Source organism: Streptomyces sp. CA-135486 (assembly GCF_050936555.1).
GTDB lineage: Bacteria > Actinomycetota > Actinomycetes > Streptomycetales > Streptomycetaceae > Streptomyces.
On sequence record NZ_JBNJMM010000002.1, the window covers coordinates 1415362 to 1432806 of the forward strand.

The 17445-nt window shown below is 69.8% G+C and carries 19 protein-coding genes and 2 pseudogenes; 10 read left to right on the forward strand and 11 right to left on the reverse strand.

The genetic code is table 11. From position 1 onward, the window contains the following. Nucleotides 1–128 precede the first annotated feature (128 nt). Nucleotides 129–1097: a diacylglycerol/lipid kinase family protein gene (locus tag ACQEVG_RS25875; protein WP_432988012.1), complete on the reverse strand. Its 969-nt coding sequence runs from the start codon at nt 1095–1097 to the stop codon at nt 129–131. 70 nt (nt 1098–1167) lie between these two features. On the opposite strand from ACQEVG_RS25875, the gene ACQEVG_RS25880 reads away from it, so the two are divergent. Next, a complete protein-coding gene (locus ACQEVG_RS25880; protein WP_432988015.1) occupies nt 1168–1584 on the forward strand; it encodes a hypothetical protein in 417 nt (138 codons plus the stop codon). 56 nt (nt 1585–1640) lie between these two features. Here the strand turns inward: ACQEVG_RS25880 and ACQEVG_RS25885 are convergent. The 3 genes and pseudogenes from ACQEVG_RS25885 to ACQEVG_RS25895 form a co-directional block, all read right to left on the reverse strand. Beyond that, nucleotides 1641–2627, reverse strand: a pseudogene (locus ACQEVG_RS25885) (RNA polymerase sigma factor SigF); the annotation flags it as partial. Then, a complete protein-coding gene (locus ACQEVG_RS25890) occupies nt 2576–2989 on the reverse strand; it encodes an anti-sigma regulatory factor (RefSeq protein ID WP_018845530.1) in 414 nt (137 codons plus the stop codon). The pseudogene ACQEVG_RS25885 and the gene ACQEVG_RS25890, both read right to left, overlap by 52 nt. 240 nt (nt 2990–3229) lie before the next feature. Continuing rightward, complete coding sequence (locus tag ACQEVG_RS25895) at nt 3230–3490, reverse strand: UBP-type zinc finger domain-containing protein (RefSeq protein ID WP_432988018.1); 261 nt, start codon at nt 3488–3490, stop codon at nt 3230–3232. Nucleotides 3491–3547: 57 nt separating this feature from the next. Here ACQEVG_RS25895 and ACQEVG_RS25900 point away from each other — a divergent pair, with 57 nt between their 5' ends. After that, nucleotides 3548–5143: a Na+/H+ antiporter gene (locus tag ACQEVG_RS25900; protein WP_432992910.1), complete on the forward strand. Its 1596-nt coding sequence runs from the start codon at nt 3548–3550 to the stop codon at nt 5141–5143. Here the strand turns inward: ACQEVG_RS25900 and ACQEVG_RS25905 are convergent. Further along, the gene (locus ACQEVG_RS25905) at nt 5125–6078 is read right to left on the reverse strand and encodes a 1-aminocyclopropane-1-carboxylate deaminase/D-cysteine desulfhydrase (RefSeq protein WP_432988020.1); all 954 of its coding nucleotides are present in this window, start codon (nt 6076–6078) and stop codon (nt 5125–5127) included. The two genes, ACQEVG_RS25900 and ACQEVG_RS25905, sit on opposite strands and share 19 nt — an antisense overlap. Before the next feature lie 22 nt (nt 6079–6100). Beyond that, on the reverse strand, nt 6101–6691 hold the full coding sequence (locus ACQEVG_RS25910) for an N-acetylmuramoyl-L-alanine amidase (RefSeq protein ID WP_432988022.1): 591 nt from the start codon (nt 6689–6691) through the stop codon (nt 6101–6103). A 279-nt stretch (nt 6692–6970) separates the two neighbouring features. On the opposite strand from ACQEVG_RS25910, the gene ACQEVG_RS25915 reads away from it, so the two are divergent. The 4 genes from ACQEVG_RS25915 to ACQEVG_RS25930 all read left to right on the forward strand — a co-directional run bounded on the left by ACQEVG_RS25915 (nt 6971) and on the right by ACQEVG_RS25930 (nt 10337). Further along, entirely contained in the window at nt 6971–8401 is a 1431-nt protein-coding gene (locus ACQEVG_RS25915) for a family 2B encapsulin nanocompartment shell protein (RefSeq protein ID WP_432988025.1), read from the forward strand. 99 nt (nt 8402–8500) lie between these two features. Beyond that, on the forward strand, nt 8501–9532 hold the full coding sequence (locus tag ACQEVG_RS25920) for a family 2 encapsulin nanocompartment cargo protein polyprenyl transferase (RefSeq protein ID WP_432988028.1): 1032 nt from the start codon (nt 8501–8503) through the stop codon (nt 9530–9532). A 54-nt stretch (nt 9533–9586) separates the two neighbouring features. After that, nucleotides 9587–9847 carry a hypothetical protein gene (locus ACQEVG_RS25925; RefSeq protein WP_432988030.1) on the forward strand — a complete coding sequence of 87 codons (261 nt, stop codon included), beginning with the start codon at nt 9587–9589 and terminating at the stop codon, nt 9845–9847. A gap of 49 nt (nt 9848–9896) precedes the next feature. After that, a complete protein-coding gene (locus ACQEVG_RS25930; protein ID WP_432988033.1) occupies nt 9897–10337 on the forward strand; it encodes a DUF6304 family protein in 441 nt (146 codons plus the stop codon). Nucleotides 10338–10352: 15 nt separating this feature from the next. On the opposite strand, the gene ACQEVG_RS25935 is transcribed toward ACQEVG_RS25930, so the two are convergent. Then, the gene (locus ACQEVG_RS25935) at nt 10353–10817 is read right to left on the reverse strand and encodes a group II truncated hemoglobin (RefSeq protein WP_432988035.1); all 465 of its coding nucleotides are present in this window, start codon (nt 10815–10817) and stop codon (nt 10353–10355) included. A gap of 102 nt (nt 10818–10919) precedes the next feature. Further along, nucleotides 10920–11594, reverse strand: a complete 675-nt coding sequence (gene snpA, locus ACQEVG_RS25940) for a snapalysin (RefSeq protein ID WP_432988038.1) — start codon at nt 11592–11594, stop codon at nt 10920–10922. Nucleotides 11595–11802: 208 nt separating this feature from the next. On the opposite strand from snpA, the pseudogene ACQEVG_RS25945 reads away from it, so the two are divergent. Then, nucleotides 11803–12747, forward strand: a pseudogene (locus ACQEVG_RS25945) (LysR family transcriptional regulator); the annotation flags it as partial. A 244-nt stretch (nt 12748–12991) separates the two neighbouring features. Further along, nucleotides 12992–14194: a low temperature requirement protein A gene (locus ACQEVG_RS25950; RefSeq protein ID WP_432988041.1), complete on the forward strand. Its 1203-nt coding sequence runs from the start codon at nt 12992–12994 to the stop codon at nt 14192–14194. Between the two features lie 73 nt (nt 14195–14267). Here the strand turns inward: ACQEVG_RS25950 and sodN are convergent, their stop codons facing one another. Next, nucleotides 14268–14663 carry a superoxide dismutase, Ni gene (gene sodN / locus ACQEVG_RS25955; RefSeq protein WP_215095254.1) on the reverse strand — a complete coding sequence of 132 codons (396 nt, stop codon included), beginning with the start codon at nt 14661–14663 and terminating at the stop codon, nt 14268–14270. Between the two features lie 150 nt (nt 14664–14813). Between sodN and sodX the strand changes: the two genes are divergently transcribed. After that, on the forward strand, nt 14814–15233 hold the full coding sequence (gene sodX / locus ACQEVG_RS25960; RefSeq protein ID WP_432988045.1) for a nickel-type superoxide dismutase maturation protease: 420 nt from the start codon (nt 14814–14816) through the stop codon (nt 15231–15233). On the opposite strand, the gene ACQEVG_RS25965 is transcribed toward sodX, so the two are convergent. Then, nucleotides 15137–15766, reverse strand: coding sequence for a CGNR zinc finger domain-containing protein (locus ACQEVG_RS25965; RefSeq protein ID WP_432988047.1), 630 nt, complete (start codon nt 15764–15766; stop codon nt 15137–15139). The two genes, sodX and ACQEVG_RS25965, sit on opposite strands and share 97 nt — an antisense overlap. Before the next feature lie 81 nt (nt 15767–15847). Here ACQEVG_RS25965 and ACQEVG_RS25970 point away from each other — a divergent pair, with 81 nt between their 5' ends. Then, complete coding sequence (locus ACQEVG_RS25970) at nt 15848–16621, forward strand: class I SAM-dependent methyltransferase (RefSeq protein WP_432988050.1); 774 nt, start codon at nt 15848–15850, stop codon at nt 16619–16621. Nucleotides 16622–16683: 62 nt separating this feature from the next. On the opposite strand, the gene ACQEVG_RS25975 is transcribed toward ACQEVG_RS25970, so the two are convergent. Further along, nucleotides 16684–17445, reverse strand: a complete 762-nt coding sequence (locus ACQEVG_RS25975; RefSeq protein ID WP_432988053.1) for an amino acid ABC transporter ATP-binding protein — start codon at nt 17443–17445, stop codon at nt 16684–16686.

The following is a 17445-nucleotide window of genomic DNA, read 5'->3' on the forward strand; positions in this document are numbered from 1 at the left end:
CGGCGGCGGATACAACCCCTTCCGGAAACTTTTTTTTGATTCCTCGGTGTCGACTAGGTCACAGCCGTACTTCTATGGGGTGGAGCCCAGTCCGTACGTTCGAGATAAAGGCCCTACGGCCCTTCTACTCACACAATCACACGCAGTGCACGGCGTACGCCTGTGAACGTCACGCTGGTGCGGAGCCCTAGGTGGTCACCGTCCATCTGGAACGGGAGCGGAACCTTTGAATTCAAGGTGAAGTCCGTCTGGTCATGCAGAGCGACGGCGTGCTTGCCGCGCGGGCCGCGCTCGGGGGTGGAAGTGAGCAGCTGGGTCGCGTAACGGGCCACGGCCGGGGTCGAGAGTCTGTCCAGCGCGAGCACGTCGAGGGCCGTGTCGAAGGAGGCGTCCGGGGACGCGTACACCGGGCGGTTGCCCAGGTAGGTCCAGGGGGCGGTGTTGCAGATTATGGAGAGCACGAGATCGCTGATCGGCTCCTGGCCGGGTCGCTCCAGGGTGATGGTGCCGTGCCGGCGGCGGGGCTCGTCCAGGAACTGGCGCGCCACCTGGCGCAGGTAAAGGGCGTGCGTGGACCGCTTGCCTCTCTCCCGCTGCTGCTCGACCCGGCCGATGACACCCGCGTCGAAGCCGAACCCGGCGCAGAAGGTGAACCAGCGGTCCGGGGCCGCCTCGTCCTCCGAGCCGGGGGTGCCGGCGGCGAGACCGAGGCCGATCGTCCGCTCGGTGCGGTCACGCAGCGCGTCCAGGATCGCGCCGGTCGCCTCGACGGCGTCGTTCGGCAGACCCAGGGCGCGGGCGAAGACATTCGTCGAGCCGCCGGGGACGACGGCGAGGCGGGGGAGGCGTTCGGGGTCGGGGCCGTGGTGGAGCAGGCCGTTGACGACCTCGTTCACGGTGCCGTCTCCGCCGAGGGCCACAACGAGCTCGATGTCGTCGGACTCGGCGGCCCGGCGGCCGAGGTCGCGGGCGTGCCCGCGGTACTCCGTGGTGACGGCCTCGAGCTTCATCTCGCTGGCCAGAGCGTGGATGAGTACGTCACGGGTGCGGGCACTGGTGGTGGTTGCTGCCGGATTGACCACAAGAAGTGCGCGCATGCCCAGCAGCGTACCCAGTGGGTGATACCTGACTCAGCCCAGGGCTTCGCCCGACGGCTACCCTGCTGGGGTGAGCACTGACCAGACCCCCCGCCCTGCCCGTATTGCCGTCGCGGCGGCGGTGTCCGGTCTGGAAGGCCTGGCACTGGTCGCGGGCGGCGTCTACATGCTGGTGATGGGGCTGCTCGGACGGCCGGACAACTCGTCGCAGGCCGGGATGGGCGGGGTGACGCTGATTGCACTCGGCGCGATTCCGCTGATCGCGGCGCGGGGGCTGCTGAGGCGGCGCAGCTGGAGCCGGGGCCCGGCGATCATCACGCATCTGATGTCGCTGATCCCGGCGTGGACGCTGCTGCGGGCGTCGGGGGCGCTGATCCCGGTGGGGATCGTGCTGGCGGCAGTGGCGGTAACCGGGCTGGTGCTGCTGGTGAGCCCGACCACGACACAGGCGCTGGGCGTCCGGGGCGCCGGCCCGCGCGACGCGTAAAGGTCCTGTCCGGCGATGACCCGCGTCCCCGGCGGCACCGGGGACGCGGCGGGGTGTCACTCCTCGACCAGGAGCTTTTCGCGCAGTTGCGCCAGCGTGCGGGCCAGCAGGCGGGAGACGTGCATCTGCGAGATGCCCACCTCCTGCGCGATCTGGGACTGGGTCATGTTGCCGAAGAAGCGAAGGAGCAGAATCCGCTTCTCCCGGGGTGGAAGGTCCTCCAGCAGCGGCTTCAAGGACTCCCGGTACTCCACCCCCTCCAGCGCCTCGTCCTCCGCGCCCAGCGTGTCAGCCACCGCCGGTGACTCGTCGTCCGTGTCGGGAACGTCCAGGGACAGCGTCGAGTACGCGTTCGCGGACTCCAGGCCCTCCAGGACCTCCTCCTCCGAGATGCCCAGGCGGTGGGCCAGCTCGTGGACCGTCGGGGAGCGGCCGTGCTGCTGCGACAGCTCCGCCGTCGCCGTGGTCAGCGCGAGCCGCAGCTCCTGCAGGCGGCGCGGAACCCGTACCGCCCAGCCCTTGTCGCGGAAGTGGCGCTTGATCTCGCCCACCACCGTCGGCGTCGCGTACGTCGAGAACTCGACGCCGCGCTCCGGGTCGAACCGGTCCACCGACTTGATCAGGCCGATCGTCGCCACCTGCGTGAGATCGTCCAGCGGCTCGCCGCGGTTGCGGAAGCGCCGCGCCAGATGCTCCACCAGCGGCAGATGCATCCGCACCAGCTGGTTGCGCAGCTCCGCCCGCTCCGGCGAGCCGTCGGGCAGCTTGCGCAGCTCGATGAACATCACCCGCGCCCCGCTGCGGTCATGTGGATCGTGGTGCTGCTTCTCGTGCACGTGCTCGCTCATACGATCCGCCTGCTCTGCCTGCGCCTGCTCCGCCGCGGCCGTCTGGCCGTCAAGTCCGTCCACCTCCGGGTGCGGCCGGGCCTGCTGTTCCGGGATGCCCGTCACTGCGGGCGGCTCGTTCCGCACCGGACCGTCCCCGTTCCTCACGCCGGCCCGGGTCCCGCGCCGCGCTGTTTGTACAGGCTGATGGAGACCGTACGGTCATCGGCGACCGATGAGTCGACCTTTCCGGCCAGTGCCGAGAGCACCGTCCAGGCGAATGTGTCGCGCTCCGGCGCCCGGCCGTCGGTCGTCGGGGCCGAGACCGTCACCTCGAGCGAGTCGTCGACGAGCCGGAACACGCAGCTGAGGACGGAACCGGGGACGGCCTGCTGGAGCAGGATCGCGCACGCCTCGTCGACCGCGATCCGCAGATCCTCGATCTCGTCGAGGGTGAAGTCCAAGCGCGCTGCGAGACCGGCCGTGGCCGTACGCAGCACGGACAGGTAGGCACCCGCAGCGGGCAGCCGGACTTCCACGAAGTCCTGAGTCCCGGGCTCGCCTGCGATCTGGGACACCCTCACCTCCAAGGTGGCACAAGCTCAATCGGGGCTACGGGAGGGTGATCCCGAAGCCGTCGCTACGTACTCGATACGTAGCCGGTACTGCCCGGCGACGCTATCGCGATCCATGGTGCCCTGTCGCCGGGACCCCAGTCGGTAGCTGTCACTCATGGTAAGCATATGAGTACACACAGTGGCTAGAGGTCTGCGGCGCCCAATTGAGAGGAATCAGCGGAGGGTTGACGTACCCACGCGTCAGACGATCGAACCGTCCACGAAGCACCAACGCCAGGGCATACCTGGCTCGAAGCTTCGCATCACCGGATGCCCCGTCTCCTCGAAGTGTGCGCTCGCGTGCTGGTGGGGCGAGGAGTCACAGCAGGCGACATGGCCGCAGGACAGGCAGATCCGCAGCTGTACGGGATGACTGCCCCTCGCCAGACACTCCGGGCAGGTCTCGCTCAGCGGGACCGGCTCGGGGTGGGGGAGTTCGGCTATGTGCGGACACTCGCTCATGATTGCCAGATTACGACGTTGGCGACGGACGCACGGACGGACGTGGGGGACGGCGAGATGGACGCATTGCCACTGGTGGCGCTGATCGCGGCGAGCGCCGCGATCGCCGGGGCGGCCCGCAGAACTCCGATCCCGGCGCCGCTGTTGCTGGTGACGCTGGGACTGATCGGCGCGTATGTGCCCGGGGTGCCGGACTACACGCTCGACCCGGACATCGTGCTGCCGCTGGTGCTGCCGCCGCTGCTGTACAAGGCCGCGGTCGACAGCTCGTACCTCGATCTGCGCGCGAATCTGCGGCCCATCGCGCTGCTCTCGGTCGGCTATGTCCTTTTCGCGACTCTCGCGGTGGGTTACCTCGCCCATCTTCTTGTGCCCGATCTGCCGCTGACCGCCGCGCTGGTGCTCGGCGCGGTCGTCGCGCCACCGGACGCCGTCGCCGCGACCGCGATCGCCCGTCGTCTCGGGCTGCCGACCCGGATCACCACCATCCTGCAGGGCGAGTCCCTGGTGAACGACGCGACCGCGATCACCGCGTTCAAGGTGGCGCTCGCCGCGGCCGTCGGCGAGGGCGCGAGCTGGGCCGGAGGCATCAAGGAGTTCGCGCTGGCGTCCATCGGTGGCGTCCTCGTCGGCCTGGTGCTGATGGTGCCGATCCACTGGCTGCGCAGCCATCTGAAGGAAGCACTGCTGCAGAACACGCTCTCGCTGCTGATCCCCTTCGTCGCCTACTCCGCCGCCGAGCAGGTCGGGGCGTCCGGCGTGCTCGCCGTGGTCGTCGTCGCGCTCTATCTCGGCCACCGGGCCTGGCAGGTCGACTTCGCGACCCGGCTGCAGGAGGCGGCGGTCTGGAAGATGGTCGCGTTCATCCTGGAGTCCTCCGTCTTCGCGCTGATCGGCCTGCAGTTGCCGTATGTGGTCAAGGGCCTGGGCGGGTACAGCGTCGGCGAGACGTTCTGGTACGCGGTCGGGGTCTTCGCGGCCGTCGTGGTGGTGCGTTTCGTGTGGGTCTTCCCGGCGACGTTCCTGCCGCGCGCGCTGTTCCGGCGGATCAGGGAACGCGAGCCGGAAACCAGCTGGACCGCGCCGGTGATCGTGGGCTGGGCGGGGATGCGCGGGGTCGTCTCACTGGCGATCGCCTTCTCCATCCCGCTGGCGACGGCGCACGACCAGCCCTTCCCGGCGCGGAACCTGGTGCTGTTCCTGACCTTCACGACCGTGATCGGGACGCTGGTGGTGCAGGGGCTCACCCTGCCGTCGCTGATCCGGGCGCTGAAGCTGCCGGGGCGCGACGCGTACGCGGAGACGCTGGCCGAGGCGCAGGCCCAGAGTGAGGCCTCGCGGGCGGCGGAGCAGCGGCTGGACGAGCTGCTCGCGGACGAGCGCAACACGCTGCCGGAGCCGCTCGTGGACCGGCTGCGCGCGGTCCTTGAACGGCGGCGGAACGCGGTCTGGGAGCGGCTCGGGGCGGTGAACGAGGTGACAGGGGAGTCGCTGGACGACACCTACCGGCGTCTTGCGCGGGAGGTGATCGAAACCGAGCGAAAGGTCTTCGTACAGCTGCGGGACCAGCGGCGGATCGACGACGAGATGATGCGTACGCTGCTGCGCCGGCTGGATCTGGAGGAGGCGGCGGCCTACCGCGAGGATTCCTGACCGGTGATGACGGCGGCGAGCGTCGTGCCGGGCGGGAAGGCGCCTTCTTCGGTGAGGGCGAGGAGCCCGTACAGCATCTTGGCGACGTAGATCCGCTCGACGGGGAGGCGGTGGCGGGCCTCGAAGTCCTCGGCGAAGGCGGTGAGTTCGGGGGTGGTACGGGCGTATCCGCCGAAGTGGAAGCGCTCGTCGAGCCGCCAGGCGCCGGCGGGTCCGCCGAAGGCGTCGCGCTGGAGGGCGCGTATCTCGTCGCCGAGGAAGCCGCCCTTGAGGACGGGGAAGCCGATGGCGCGCTGTCCGGGGGCCAGCCCCGCGGCCAGTCCCGCGAGGGTCCCACCGGTGCCGCAGGCGACGGCGACGGCATCCGCGAGGCCGCGCAGCTCGTGGCCGAGGGCGGCGCAGCCGCGGGCGGCGAGAGCGTTGCTGCCGCCTTCGGGCACGACGTAGATGTCCCCCACCCTCTCCCTTCCCGGGAGCGCGGGGCCCGCGGACAGTGCGGCCGTGGCCAGCGACAGGATGCGCCTTTGCACGTCCGGGGTGTTCTTCGCGCGGTACGTCGCGCGGTCGACGAAGAGCAGATGCATGCCGTCCGCCGCGCACTGGGACAGGGACCAGTTCAGGGGGCGGGCGGTCAGTTCGTCGCCGCGGACTATTCCTGTCGTCGGGAAGCCGAGCACCCTGCCCGCCGCGGCCGTGGCGCGGAGGTGGTTGGAGTAGGCGCCGCCGAACGTGAGCAGGGGACGGCCCGCCGCCGCCTCGAGGTTCGGGGAGAGTTTGCGCCACTTGTTGCCCGGGAGGTCAGGGTGGATCAGGTCGTCGCGCTTGAGCAGCAGACGTATGCCGTGCCGGGCGAAGCGCTCGTCCTCGACCGCTTGCAGCGGCGACGGCAGTCGCGGCCGCAAGGCCGTGGTGGGGTCGAGCGCTTCCCTGGTCACGCATCCATTGTCACGTCCGATGTCACTTCAGGCGCTCGTCGATGCGTGCGCGCATGGAGTTCATCGTGAAGCCCCGCGGGTCGACCTTCCCCGGCTGCCATTCGAGGTGGCCGATCACCGAGCGCGCGGTCCAGCCGTGGTGGCGGCAGATCGCCGCGGCCGCCCGCTCGATCGCGTCCAGCTGGACTTCGGGCCACGGGTCCTCGCCGTCGCCGAGGTTCTCGCATTCGAAGCCGTAGAAATGACGGTTTCCGTCGGTGTTCGCCTCGTTGTCCGGGGGCAGCGCCTTCTCCGCGATGACGGCGCGCAGTACGTCGTCGTCGCCGAGCCCCGCGTGGTTCGCGCGGCCGTAGCCGACGAGATGGACCGTGCCGTTCTTGGCGATGACCCCGTGGCACAGCGGCCCGGGCAGGGCCTCGAAGCCGTCACGGCAGATGCGGACGGTGTTGGCGGTGCCCTCGGTGACTGTGTGGTGGATCATCACGCCGTGCACGGGGCCCCAAGGGCCCTTGTGGTTGCGGTTGTGCGTGCGCCATTCGCCGACTTGGACGACTGTGAGCCCTTCGTCGCGAAGTGCGTCGAGGAAGCTGTTTGCGGACATGGGTGGGGACATGACCATCTCCTTGGGGATCCGCGGTGAACTGCGCGGAATGCGCGGTACTGCGCTTTTACCCCAACTCCCGTGGCAGGGCCACTCGTTCGTACGGCGTGCGAGCCGATCCGGTCAGCCGGGGGGAGCGGCCGTCCAGATGCTCGTGCGTGCCGCTGGAAGTGCCGCGCAACATGCCCCGCCCACGCCGAACTAGTCCCATCCATTTGTGTAATGGCATCGGGACTCTCCGTGATGAAGGCTTGTCAGCGCAGGTCACATCCATGATGAAGAGGGAGTCACATGTCGGTTGGTCCGGTTGGTTCGGTTGGTTCTGCCGGCGACGAGATCGGCGAGCAGCAGACGCCACAGCAGAGTCTCGGTACGGGCGCCGCGCGGAACCTTGCGACGACCACCAAGTCCGTCCCGCAGATGCAGGAGATCACCTCCCGGTGGCTGCTGCGCATGCTGCCGTGGGTGCAGGTTCAGGGCGGCACCTACCGGGTGAACCGCCGACTGAGTTACTCCGTGGGCGACGGCCGCGTGACGTTCGTGCAGACCGGCGACCGGGTGGTGGTCATCCCCGCCGAACTCGGCGAGCTGCCGGCCCTGCGGGACTTCGCCGACGAGGCGGCGCTCGCCGAGCTGGCGAACCGCTGTGAGCAGCAGGAGTTCGCGGCCGGCGAGGTGCTCGCCGAAGCGGGCTCGGCCGCCGACCGGATCTATCTGCTGGCGCACGGCCGGGTGGAAAAGATCGGCACCGGGCCGTACGGCGACGAGGCGGTCCTCGGCGTCCTCGCCGACGGCTCGTACTTCGGCGACCAGACGCTCCTCGACGAGGAGGCCTCCTGGGAGTTCACGGCCCGTGCCGCGACCGCCTGTACCGTCCTCGTGCTGACCAGGGCCGACGTGATGAACCTGGCGGTGCGCGCGGAATCGCTGCGTACGCACCTGGCCGGGGTCAGCGCCCTGCCGCAGCGGCGGACCAACGCGTACGGCGAGGCGGCGATCGACCTCTCGGCCGGCCATGTCGGCGAACCCGTCGTGCCGCACACATACGTCGACTACGAAGCGGCCCCGCGCGAGTACGAACTGAGCGTCGCCCAGACCGTGCTGAAGGTCCACAGCCGGGTCGCCGACCTCTACAACCAGCCGATGAACCAGACCGAGCAGCAGTTGCGGCTCACGGTCGAGGCGCTGCGCGAGCGCCAGGAGCACGAGCTGGTGAACAACCGCGAGTTCGGACTGCTGAACAACTGCGACTACGGACAGCGGCTGCAGCCGCACGACGGCGTGCCCGGCCCCGACGACATGGACGAACTGCTGTCGCGGCGTCGCGGGTCGAAGCTCTTTCTCGCCCATCCGCGTGCCATCGCGGCCTTCGGGCGCGAGTGCAACAGGCGCGGTCTGGTCCCCGACAGTGTGGAGGTCGCGGGCCACCATGTGCCCGCCTGGCGCGGAGTGCCGATCTTCCCCTGCAGCAAGATCCCGATCACCGAGGCCAGGACCACCTCGATCATCTGCATGCGTACGGGCGAGTCCGACCAGGGCGTCATCGGACTGCAGCAGAGCGGTATCCCGGACGAGATCGAGCCCAGCCTCTCCGTGCGTTTCATGGGCATCGACGAGCAGGCGATCATCTCCTACCTGGTCACGGCCTACTACTCGGCCGCGGTGCTGGTGCCGGACGCGCTCGGCGTCCTGGAGAACGTGGAGGTGAGCCGCTGGCGGTGACCGACCCGGCCGGGAAGCGGCGGCGCCCCGCGCCCCGGCCCGCCGTCAGGCGCACCCGTCGTCCCGGCCCCATGCCTGGAAAGGAACGCCCAGTTGACCATGTCGGAGATCGTCGGGGCCCGTGAGGCCGCCGCCCTCCTCGAACGCACCCGCACGGCCGTCGATCCCCAACTGCGTGCCACCGTCGAGTCATTGCCCGGCTCCATGCGCCGTGTCGCGATGTACCACTTCGGCTGGGAGCACGCGGACGGCACCCCGGCGGCGGGCTCCGGGGGCAAGGCCATCAGACCCGCGCTCGTCCTGGCCGCGGCGCGGGCGCTCGGCGGAGACCCGCAGCAGGCGGTGCGCGCGGCGGCCGCAGTGGAGCTCGCGCACAACTTCACCCTGCTCCACGACGACGTCATCGACGAGGACTCCATCCGCAGACACCGTCCCACCGCCTGGTCCGTCTTCGGCACCGCGGACGCCATCGTCGTGGGCGACGCCCTGCTCGCTCTCTCGCTGCGGATGCTCGCCGAGGACCGGCACCCGGCGTCGGCCGCTGCGTCGGAACGGCTCGCGGCCTGCGTGATCGAGCTGTGCGCGGGGCAGCAGGCGGACTGCGCCTTCGAGGAGCGCGCGCCGCACGAGGTCACGCTCGACGAGTGCCTCGCCATGGCGACGGCCAAGACCGGGGCACTGCTGGGCTGCGCCTGCGCGCTCGGGGCGCTGTACGCGGGCGCGAGTGCGGCACAGGCCGCGGCGATGGACGCCTTCGGGCGGGAGGCCGGGCTTGCCTTCCAGCTCATCGACGATCTGATCGGGATCTGGGGCGACCCCGACCGTACCGGCAAACCGGCCGGCGCCGATCTGGCGGCCCACAAGAAGTCCCTGCCGGTGGTCGCCGCCCTGACCTCGGGCACTGCGGCCGGCGCGGAGCTGGCCGAGATCTACCGCGGCCCCATGAACGCGACAGCGGTACGCCGCGCCGCTGAAGCCGTGGACCGGGCGGGCGGCCGCGACTGGGCGCAGCTCCAGGCAGCGGACCGGATGGCGCGGGCCGTCCAGGAGCTCGCCCGTGCGGTGCCGGATCTGACGGCGGCGGGTGATCTGCTGGCCCTTGCGGAGTTCGTCACCCGCCGTACGCGCTGAGAAGCGCAGGCCGCTCGGCTGTCCGGGCTGCCCATACCGCCATATCCTGGGGGTATGGGCAGCGAAGGACGCGAGACCGTCCGCAGCCCGCAGGCCGAGTACCGATGCCCGGCGTGCGGGGAGCCTGTCGGGACGGTCATCAAGCGACGCAAGACGCTCGGGGCATTCGTCCCGACCTGGGAGCCGGGTCCCTGCCGCAATCTCCGGTGTGCACTGAGCCCCGAGTACCGGGACGAGGAGCCGGCCGGCAAGCCCGGCGGTGAGTCCGAAGGTGAGCCCGACGGTGAGCCCGGCAAGGGGGTAGGCGCTGCCTGAGGCATCCCGGCTGTTCAGCGGAAGGTGCTGTACCGCTACAGTCCGCGCCATGTCATCGGAGTCGACTGAAGTCTGGGCGGGCTGGTACCGCGACCGCCGGGGCGCGGAAGCGGTCACGATCGCGGCGCACGGACGGCAACTGCGCACGCTCATCAGGGGCGTTGAGTACGAAGGGGCGGCATTCGCCGCCCTGCGGCCGGTCGGGGCCGATGGAGTGCTCTCCTCCTGCGTACTGGAGTGGGACATACCGTTGCCCGTCGACCTGGACGGTGCGGTTCAACGGGCCACGCTCAGCTGCCTGTTGACGCTCGGCGAGCCGCAGCCGGACGGGTCGCTCGACCGGGCCGACCTCAATCTGACCCTGCACTACGGCGGGGCCGCGTACGAATCCGGCGTTGCCGGGGGCGACTTCGGCGACGCACTCGCCCGCATCCAGAAGCAACTGCCGCCGGGCGCGGAGCTGGCAGCGCTCAGCCCGGCCGGCGCCTGAGACGGCGCGCGCGCCTCAGCGCAATCCGTTCCAGCCCCAGCGCGGCGTCGGGCCCGCGTCTCCCAGGTCCGTGCCCTGCGGGTCGGCCGAGACCTCGCGGGCGATCTTCGTACCCCAGTCGAAGTACTCGATCACCCGTCGGCGCAGCAGCTCGTCGTCCGGGAGCTCCTTCTCCACTGCTGCGGTCATCAGCTCCATCCAGCGCAGCCGCTGCTCTTCGGTGATCGAAAGACCGAGGTGGGCGCGGAGCAGAGCCTGGTGGCCGCCCAGCTCGGCGGTGAAACGGTCCGGTCCGTCAAAGATCTCGGCGAGCCAGACGGCGACATGCTCGATATGGGTGGGTGTGAAGTCGGCGAAGACAGGCGCGAGCAGGGGGTCGGCGAGGACGGCCTCGTAGAAGGTGTTGCTCAGCCGACTCAGGGCGTCCGCGCCGCCCACGGCCCCGTACAACGTCTCGGAACGCTCACTCGGACTCGTCATGACGCCAGCCTAAGCGCGGATACGCGGAGGGGCGCCCCCCACTTTCGGCGGGCGCCCCCTGGGCCTGTCGTCCGGATCAGGCCCTCGTGCCTCAATAACCGGTTACGAGACCTTGGCGATCGCCGCCGCCAGTCCGTTCGCCCACAGGCTGTTCACCCGGGCGCGCTCCTGCGCGTTCGGGTAGGCGTTCTGGCAGGAGGTGCCTGGGCCGCCGCCCGACATCAGCTCGCTGCACGGGCCGGAGTAGTGGTCCGGCAGGCCGAGCACGTGCCCGGTCTCGTGAGCGGTGACACGGGTGGAGTTGTACTGCTGGTTCTGCCGGTAGTCGAGGAATATGTAGCCGCGGCCGTGCCCGTCGGTGCTCGCGTACGAGCCGCGGGAGTCATTGCCCTCGTAGTACCGGAAGTCGGGGCTGCCGCCCTCCTGGAGCTTCACATTGCTCACGGAGCTGTTCCAGATCTGCGTGCTCCGGGATATCTGGCTGCGGAAGCTCGGTGCGTTGCTGGTGCTGTAGACGACGGTCACGGCCTGGGCGCCGGGGTTCGCGGCGCGCTTCTCGGCGATCGACTTCACGACGGCGTCGAAGAAGGCCTTGGTCGCCTTGGCGTCCTCGGCGGACCCCTGGTAGGCGGCGTACGAGGACGTGGTGTGCGAGGACGGGGCAACGACGGCCGTTGGGGAGGCGGCGGTCGTGGCGGCGGTGGCGGGCGCTGCGCCCAGCGCGGCGGCGAGGCCGAGACCGAGTGCGGCGGAGAGTAACGTTCTCTGATGACGCATGGGGGGCTCCTACTACTCGTCCGGTGAACTCCGAGCTCCGATGAACGGGTTCGGTAGGGCAGAGTTTCGGGGAGTCCGCCCCTCGCGCGGATGATGTCAACTGCCGATAGCACAAGCCCATCACCCCTGCTCGGCCTGTCCCGGTCCGTCCGCTGTACCCCGACTAGGGTTACTGGTGTGGCAGTTGGTGCAGCCGTACGCTCGGTTCATGGAGCTCGAAGTGCGGCACCTGCGTGCGCTGTGCGCCATAGCGGACACCGGCAGCCTCCACAAAGCAGCCCGCCAACTGGGCGTCAGCCAGCCTTCCCTGACGACCCAATTGCAGCGGATCGAGAACGCCCTGGGCGCCGAGCTCTTCTCGCGTGAACGCACCGGCTGCCGGCCCACTCCGCTGGGCCGTTCGGTGCTCAGCCGCGCCCGCCCGTTGGTGGCCGAAATGGCTGCCCTCGTCGTCGAGGCCAAGGCCGCCGCGGCGCGCGCCGGCGGCCCCCGATTACGCGTCGGCTCCACCGCCAGCCGCGTGCTTGCCGGATGGCTGCGCAGGCTGCGGCAGCGGCTCCCGGGCACCGACATCTCACTGCATGTGGACGTATCGGCCAACGCGCTGCTGCGGATGGTCGCGGCGGGTCAGCTCGACATCGCCTTCGTGCACGAGGTGGAGGGCTGCCCGCTGCTCGTGCCGGACTCCCTCGCCGTACGCGTACTGCTCGATCGGGAGCCGCAGTTCGTCTCCATGGCCCGCGATCATCCGGCCGCCGCGGCTTCTGTCGTGGAACTCGCCGATCTGGCCGAGGACCGCTGGATGGTCGACCCGACGGTGGACGGTGAGTGGGACGGTCTGCGCCGGGTGCTGGTCGCGGCCGGGCTCAACCCCCCGGTCCTGCACGGGGACTACCTCACCGCCGCATCCCTGATCGCGATCGGCGAGGCGGTCGCGCCGTGCCAGCCGACCTCCGGCCCGCGCGAGGACATGGCAATACGGCCGCTGCGCGGCGACCCGCTCGGGGTACGGCTGCTGCTGTACTCCAGACCCGGGGCGTGCCCGGCGCTGTACGAGGCGGTGTACGCGGATCTTGAGGCGGCGTACCGGGAGGCGGCACTGCGGGCGGTGGCGTACCGGCAGTGGCTGCGCAGGCACAAGAGCCCGCTGCTGCACGCGCCCCGCGGCCTGACCCGTCACGGCGTGCAAGCGGAAGCACGACACGGTGACGACGTGGTGGGAGGTCAAGACAGTGGTCCAGCGTGCCGACATCGACCGGAACAAGAGCACCCACGAGGCGATACGGAAGGACCAGGATGTGGTCAGGGCCACTATCGGGCGGGTGCTGACATGACTTCGTCGTATCCTTCCGCGCGGAGTCGGCCGAGCCGAGTGCCGCCTCCAGAGGGGAAGCGCCGTGCCGACAGGTAGAGACCGGTCCCGGATGATCGCCACGGAGGGCGGCCATCGGGTGACGCCTGCCGAGCTGTTCTTCGACTTGGTGTTCGTCTACGCGATCACCCAGGTCACCGCTCTGATGGCGGCCGACCCGTCGGCACTGCGGATGGTCGGCGCGGGCGTCGTGCTCGCGCTGCTGTGGTGGTGCTGGTGTTGCTTCGCCTGGCTGGGCAATGTCGTACGAGCCGACTCCGGAGCCATGTTCACCGTGCTCGTCGCGGTGATGGCGGTGGTGCTCGTCGTCTCACTGACCGTGCCGGAGGTCTATGACGACCTGCCCGGAGGCCTGTACGCGCCGCTGGTCTTCGTGCTCTGCTACGGCGCCGTGCGGATCCTGCATCTGGTCACCTACTGGATCTCCAGCCCCGGTGACCAGGCCCTCCATGCCACCCTGCGCCGTACCGCGCTGCTGTCGGTGGCGCCGCCCTTCGCGCTGCTCCTCGTCGGCAGCAGCCTCACCGGCGTGGCCCAAGTACTCGTCTGGCTCGGCGCGGTGGCGATCGACTACTTCGGGATCTACCTCACGGGATCGTCGGGCTGGCGCGTGGCCTCACCGGGACACTTCGCCGAGCGGCACGGCCTGATCGTCATCATCGCCCTCGGCGAGTCCATCGTCGCGATCGGCGTCGGAGTGGCCGACCTTCCCATCTCCACGCCGGTGCTGGCCGCCACCGCCGCCGGAGTGCTGGTCGTTGCCGGACTCTGGCGGCTGTACTTCCGGCAGATCAGCGAGAGTGCCGAGCACCGGCTGACCGCGCTGGAGGGCGACGACCGCACCCGCCTGGCGCGCGATGCCTACACCTTCCTGCATCTGCCACTCGTCGCGGGAATCGTGCTCACCGCGCTCGGCATGAAGAAGGTGCTCCACCAGGTCGCCGACAGCGAGCACTACGACCTCTCGGAACCGCTGCACGGCGTGGTGGCGTGGGCGCTCGCCGGAGGCGTGGGCATTTTCCTGCTGGCGGCAGCGGCGATCCTGCTGCGCACCGGCGGAAGCAGGTCCCCGGTCCTCATCGTCGGAGGGCTCGGCTGCCTGTGCGCGGGCCTGGTGGTCGTGCTGATCCCCGCACTGCTCGCACTCGCGCTGCTGGCCGCGGCGGTGACGGCCATGGTGGTCCTGCACAGCCGCAGGGCCGGCGCGACCGAGGCGGGCCCGGCCTGACACGACAGCAGCACCCGGCTCCGCGCGGATGCCGGGTGCTGCCGTACGTACGCGATGGACGTGACCGGAAAGGTCAGGCCTTCTTCGTCTCCCAGAAGATCTTGTCGATCTGGGCGATGTAGTCCAGCGCCTTCTGTCCGGTCGCCGGGTCCGTCGAAGCCTTCGCGGCCGACAGCGCCTTCAGGGCGTCGTTGACCAACTGGTGCAGCTCCGGGTACTTCTCGAAGTGCGGCGGCTTGAAGTAGTCGCTCCACAGCACCGAGACGTGGTGCTTGGCGAGCTCCGCGCGCTGCTCCTTGATGACCGTGGCGCGGGCCCTGAAGTGCGGGTCCTCGTTGGCCTGGAACTTCTCCTGGACGGCCTTGACCGACTCGGCCTCGATACGGGCCTGGGCCGGGTCGTACACACCGCAAGGCAGGTCGCAGTGGGCGCTGACCTTCACCTTGGGGGCAAACAGGCGGGAGAGCATTGAGCTGTCCTTCCTCGTGATCGTCTTCTCAGGTGGGACATTACTCCGTGAGTGACCTGTTTTCGCGAGTGCCCCCTAGGGCTTAGGACAAAAGTCCAGGGTCAGTATGGGACTGGTGGCCGAACGTACCGTGGGACTCGGAGGTGGCGAATGACTGAGCAGGGGCGGGAGCCGAACCCGCCGTTCGGAGTCGCCGAAGTGACAGGTCCTTCCATGTACCCGACGCTCAAGCACGGCGATCAACTGCTGGTGCACTACGGCGCGCAGGTGCGGGCCGGCGATGTCGCCGTGCTGCGCCATCCGCTCCAGCAGGATCTGCTCATCGTCAAGCGGCTCGTCGAGCGGCGCGAGGACGGCTGGTGGGTGCTGGGAGACAACCCGGGGGCCGAGGGGGACAGCCGGGTCTTCGGCACCGTGCCCCATGAGTTGCTGCTGGGGCGGGTGCGCGGCAGATACCGGCCGCTCGCGGAGGATCAGCGCTCGGTGCGCGGGATCGCCTCCTGGGCGTTCTCCGCGGTGCGGCCGGTGCTGTCGGACCGTTCCGTCTCCAGGCGTTTGCGGGCGCGGTAGGCGGCCACGTTGGCCCGGGTCGCGCAGCGGTCCGAGCAGTAGCGGCGGGAGCGGTTGGTCGAGGTGTCGAGGTAGGCGTTGCGGCACGGCGCTGCCTGGCACAGGCCGAGCCTGTCGACTCCGTACTCGGTGAGATGGAACGCGAGCCCCATCGCGGCGGTCGCGGCATACCCCGCCGTCGCGTTGGACGGATGGTCCGCCAGGTGCATGTGCCACTTGGGTCGGCCGTCCTCGTCCCGGTGGTCGTGGCCCGAGATCTGCGGGCTGACCGGGAACTCCAGGAGGAGCGAGTTGAGCAGGTCGACCGCCTGGGTCTCCTCGCCCGCGTCGGCCGCGGCGAAGACCGCGCGCAGCCGGCCCCGTACGGACCGGAACCGCGTGACGTCCGCGTCGGTGGCACGGCGTGCGGCCTGCGAGGACGGTCCGAAGAGTTCGCGGATGGCCTCGACCGAGGTGAGGGAGTCCTTGTTGCGAGCCGGCTCCTCGGTGTTGACCAGGCGCACGGCGTAGTCCGAGTAATAGGCCAGTTCCACTTGCAGTCCTTACCGGCGGCAGTCTAATGTCGACGTAACAGCTGATGGTGCTTCGAGGGTATTACGAACGGGAGGCTTCCGGTGGTGGAGACGGAGACGGTGGCAGGGACGAGCGCCGACTGGCGGGCCCGGCAGGAGAGCTGGGACCGGCAGCAGGAGTGGTACATGCCCGACCGCGAGGAGCGGTTCCGGGTCATGCTCGACATGGTCGAGGCACTCGTCGGCCCCGAGCCCCGGGTGCTTGATCTCGCGTGCGGTACGGGAAGTATCACGGACCGGCTCCTCGATCGGTTCCCGAAGGCCACCAGCACGGGTGTCGATCTGGACCCCGCCCTGTTGACCATTGCCCGCGGCTCCTTCGACGGCGACGAGCGCGTCACCTTCGTCACCGCCGACCTCAAGGACCCGGACTGGGCGCGGAAGCTGCCGTACGACTCGTACGACGCGATCCTCACCGCCACCGCCCTGCACTGGCTGCGTGGCGGACCGCTGGCCACCCTTTACGGGCAGCTCGCCACGCTCGTGCGCGAGGGCGGGGTCCTCATGAACGCGGACCACATGATCGACCGCACCACCCCGCGCATCAACGCGGCCGAGCGCGCCCACCGGCACGCGCAGATGGACCGCGCCAAGGCGGCCGGCGCGCTCGACTGGTCCGAGTGGTGGGCCCTGGCGGCCAAGGACCCCGTACTCGCGGGGCCGACGGCCGAGCGGTACGAGATCTACGGCGAGCACGCCGACGGCGAGATGCCGTCCGTGCGCTGGCACGCCGAGACGCTGCTCACGGCCGGGTTCGGCGAGGCCAGGGCCGTGTGGGCGTCGCCGTCGGACACCCTGCTGCTGGCAGTGAAGTAGCCCGGCGGGCAACACGAGAGGGCGGTACGGACACCCGGTCCGTACCGCCCTCTTCCGTGCCGTCAAAGAACCTTCGAGAGGAAGGCCTTGGTGCGGTCGTGCTGAGGGTTGCCCAGTACGTCGCGCGGGTGGCCGGCCTCGACCACCACACCGTCGTCCATGAACACCAGCGCGTCGCCGACCTCGCGGGCGAAGCCCATCTCGTGCGTGACGACGATCATCGTCATACCGTCCTCGGCCAGGCCGCGCATGACGTCGAGGACCTCACCCACCAGCTCCGGGTCGAGCGCGGAGGTCGGCTCGTCGAAGAGCATCAGCTTCGGCTCCATCGCCAGCGCACGGGCGATGGCGACGCGCTGCTGCTGGCCGCCGGAGAGCTGGGTGGGGTAGTGCTTGCCCTTGTCGCCCAGGCCCACCCGGTCCAGCAGTCGCTCGGCCCGCTCCCGGGCCACCGCCTTCGACTCGCCCTTGACCTGTATCGGCGCTTCCATCACGTTCGCCAGCGCCGTCATGTGCGGGAAGAGGTTGAAGCGCTGGAAGACCATGCCGATGTCCCGGCGCTGGGCCGCGACCTCGCTGTCCTTCAGCTCGTAGAGCTTCTCGCCCTTCTGCCGATAGCCGACCAGCTGACCGTCGACCGAGAGCCGGCCGGCGTTGATCTGCTCCAGGTGGTTGATGCACCGCAGGAACGTCGACTTTCCGGAACCGGACGGGCCGACCAGGCAGAACACCTCACGGGGCGCGACCTCGAGGTCGATGCCCTTGAGGACGTGGGCCAGGCCGTAGGACTTGTGTACGCCCTCGGCCTTCACCATGGCGGTCAT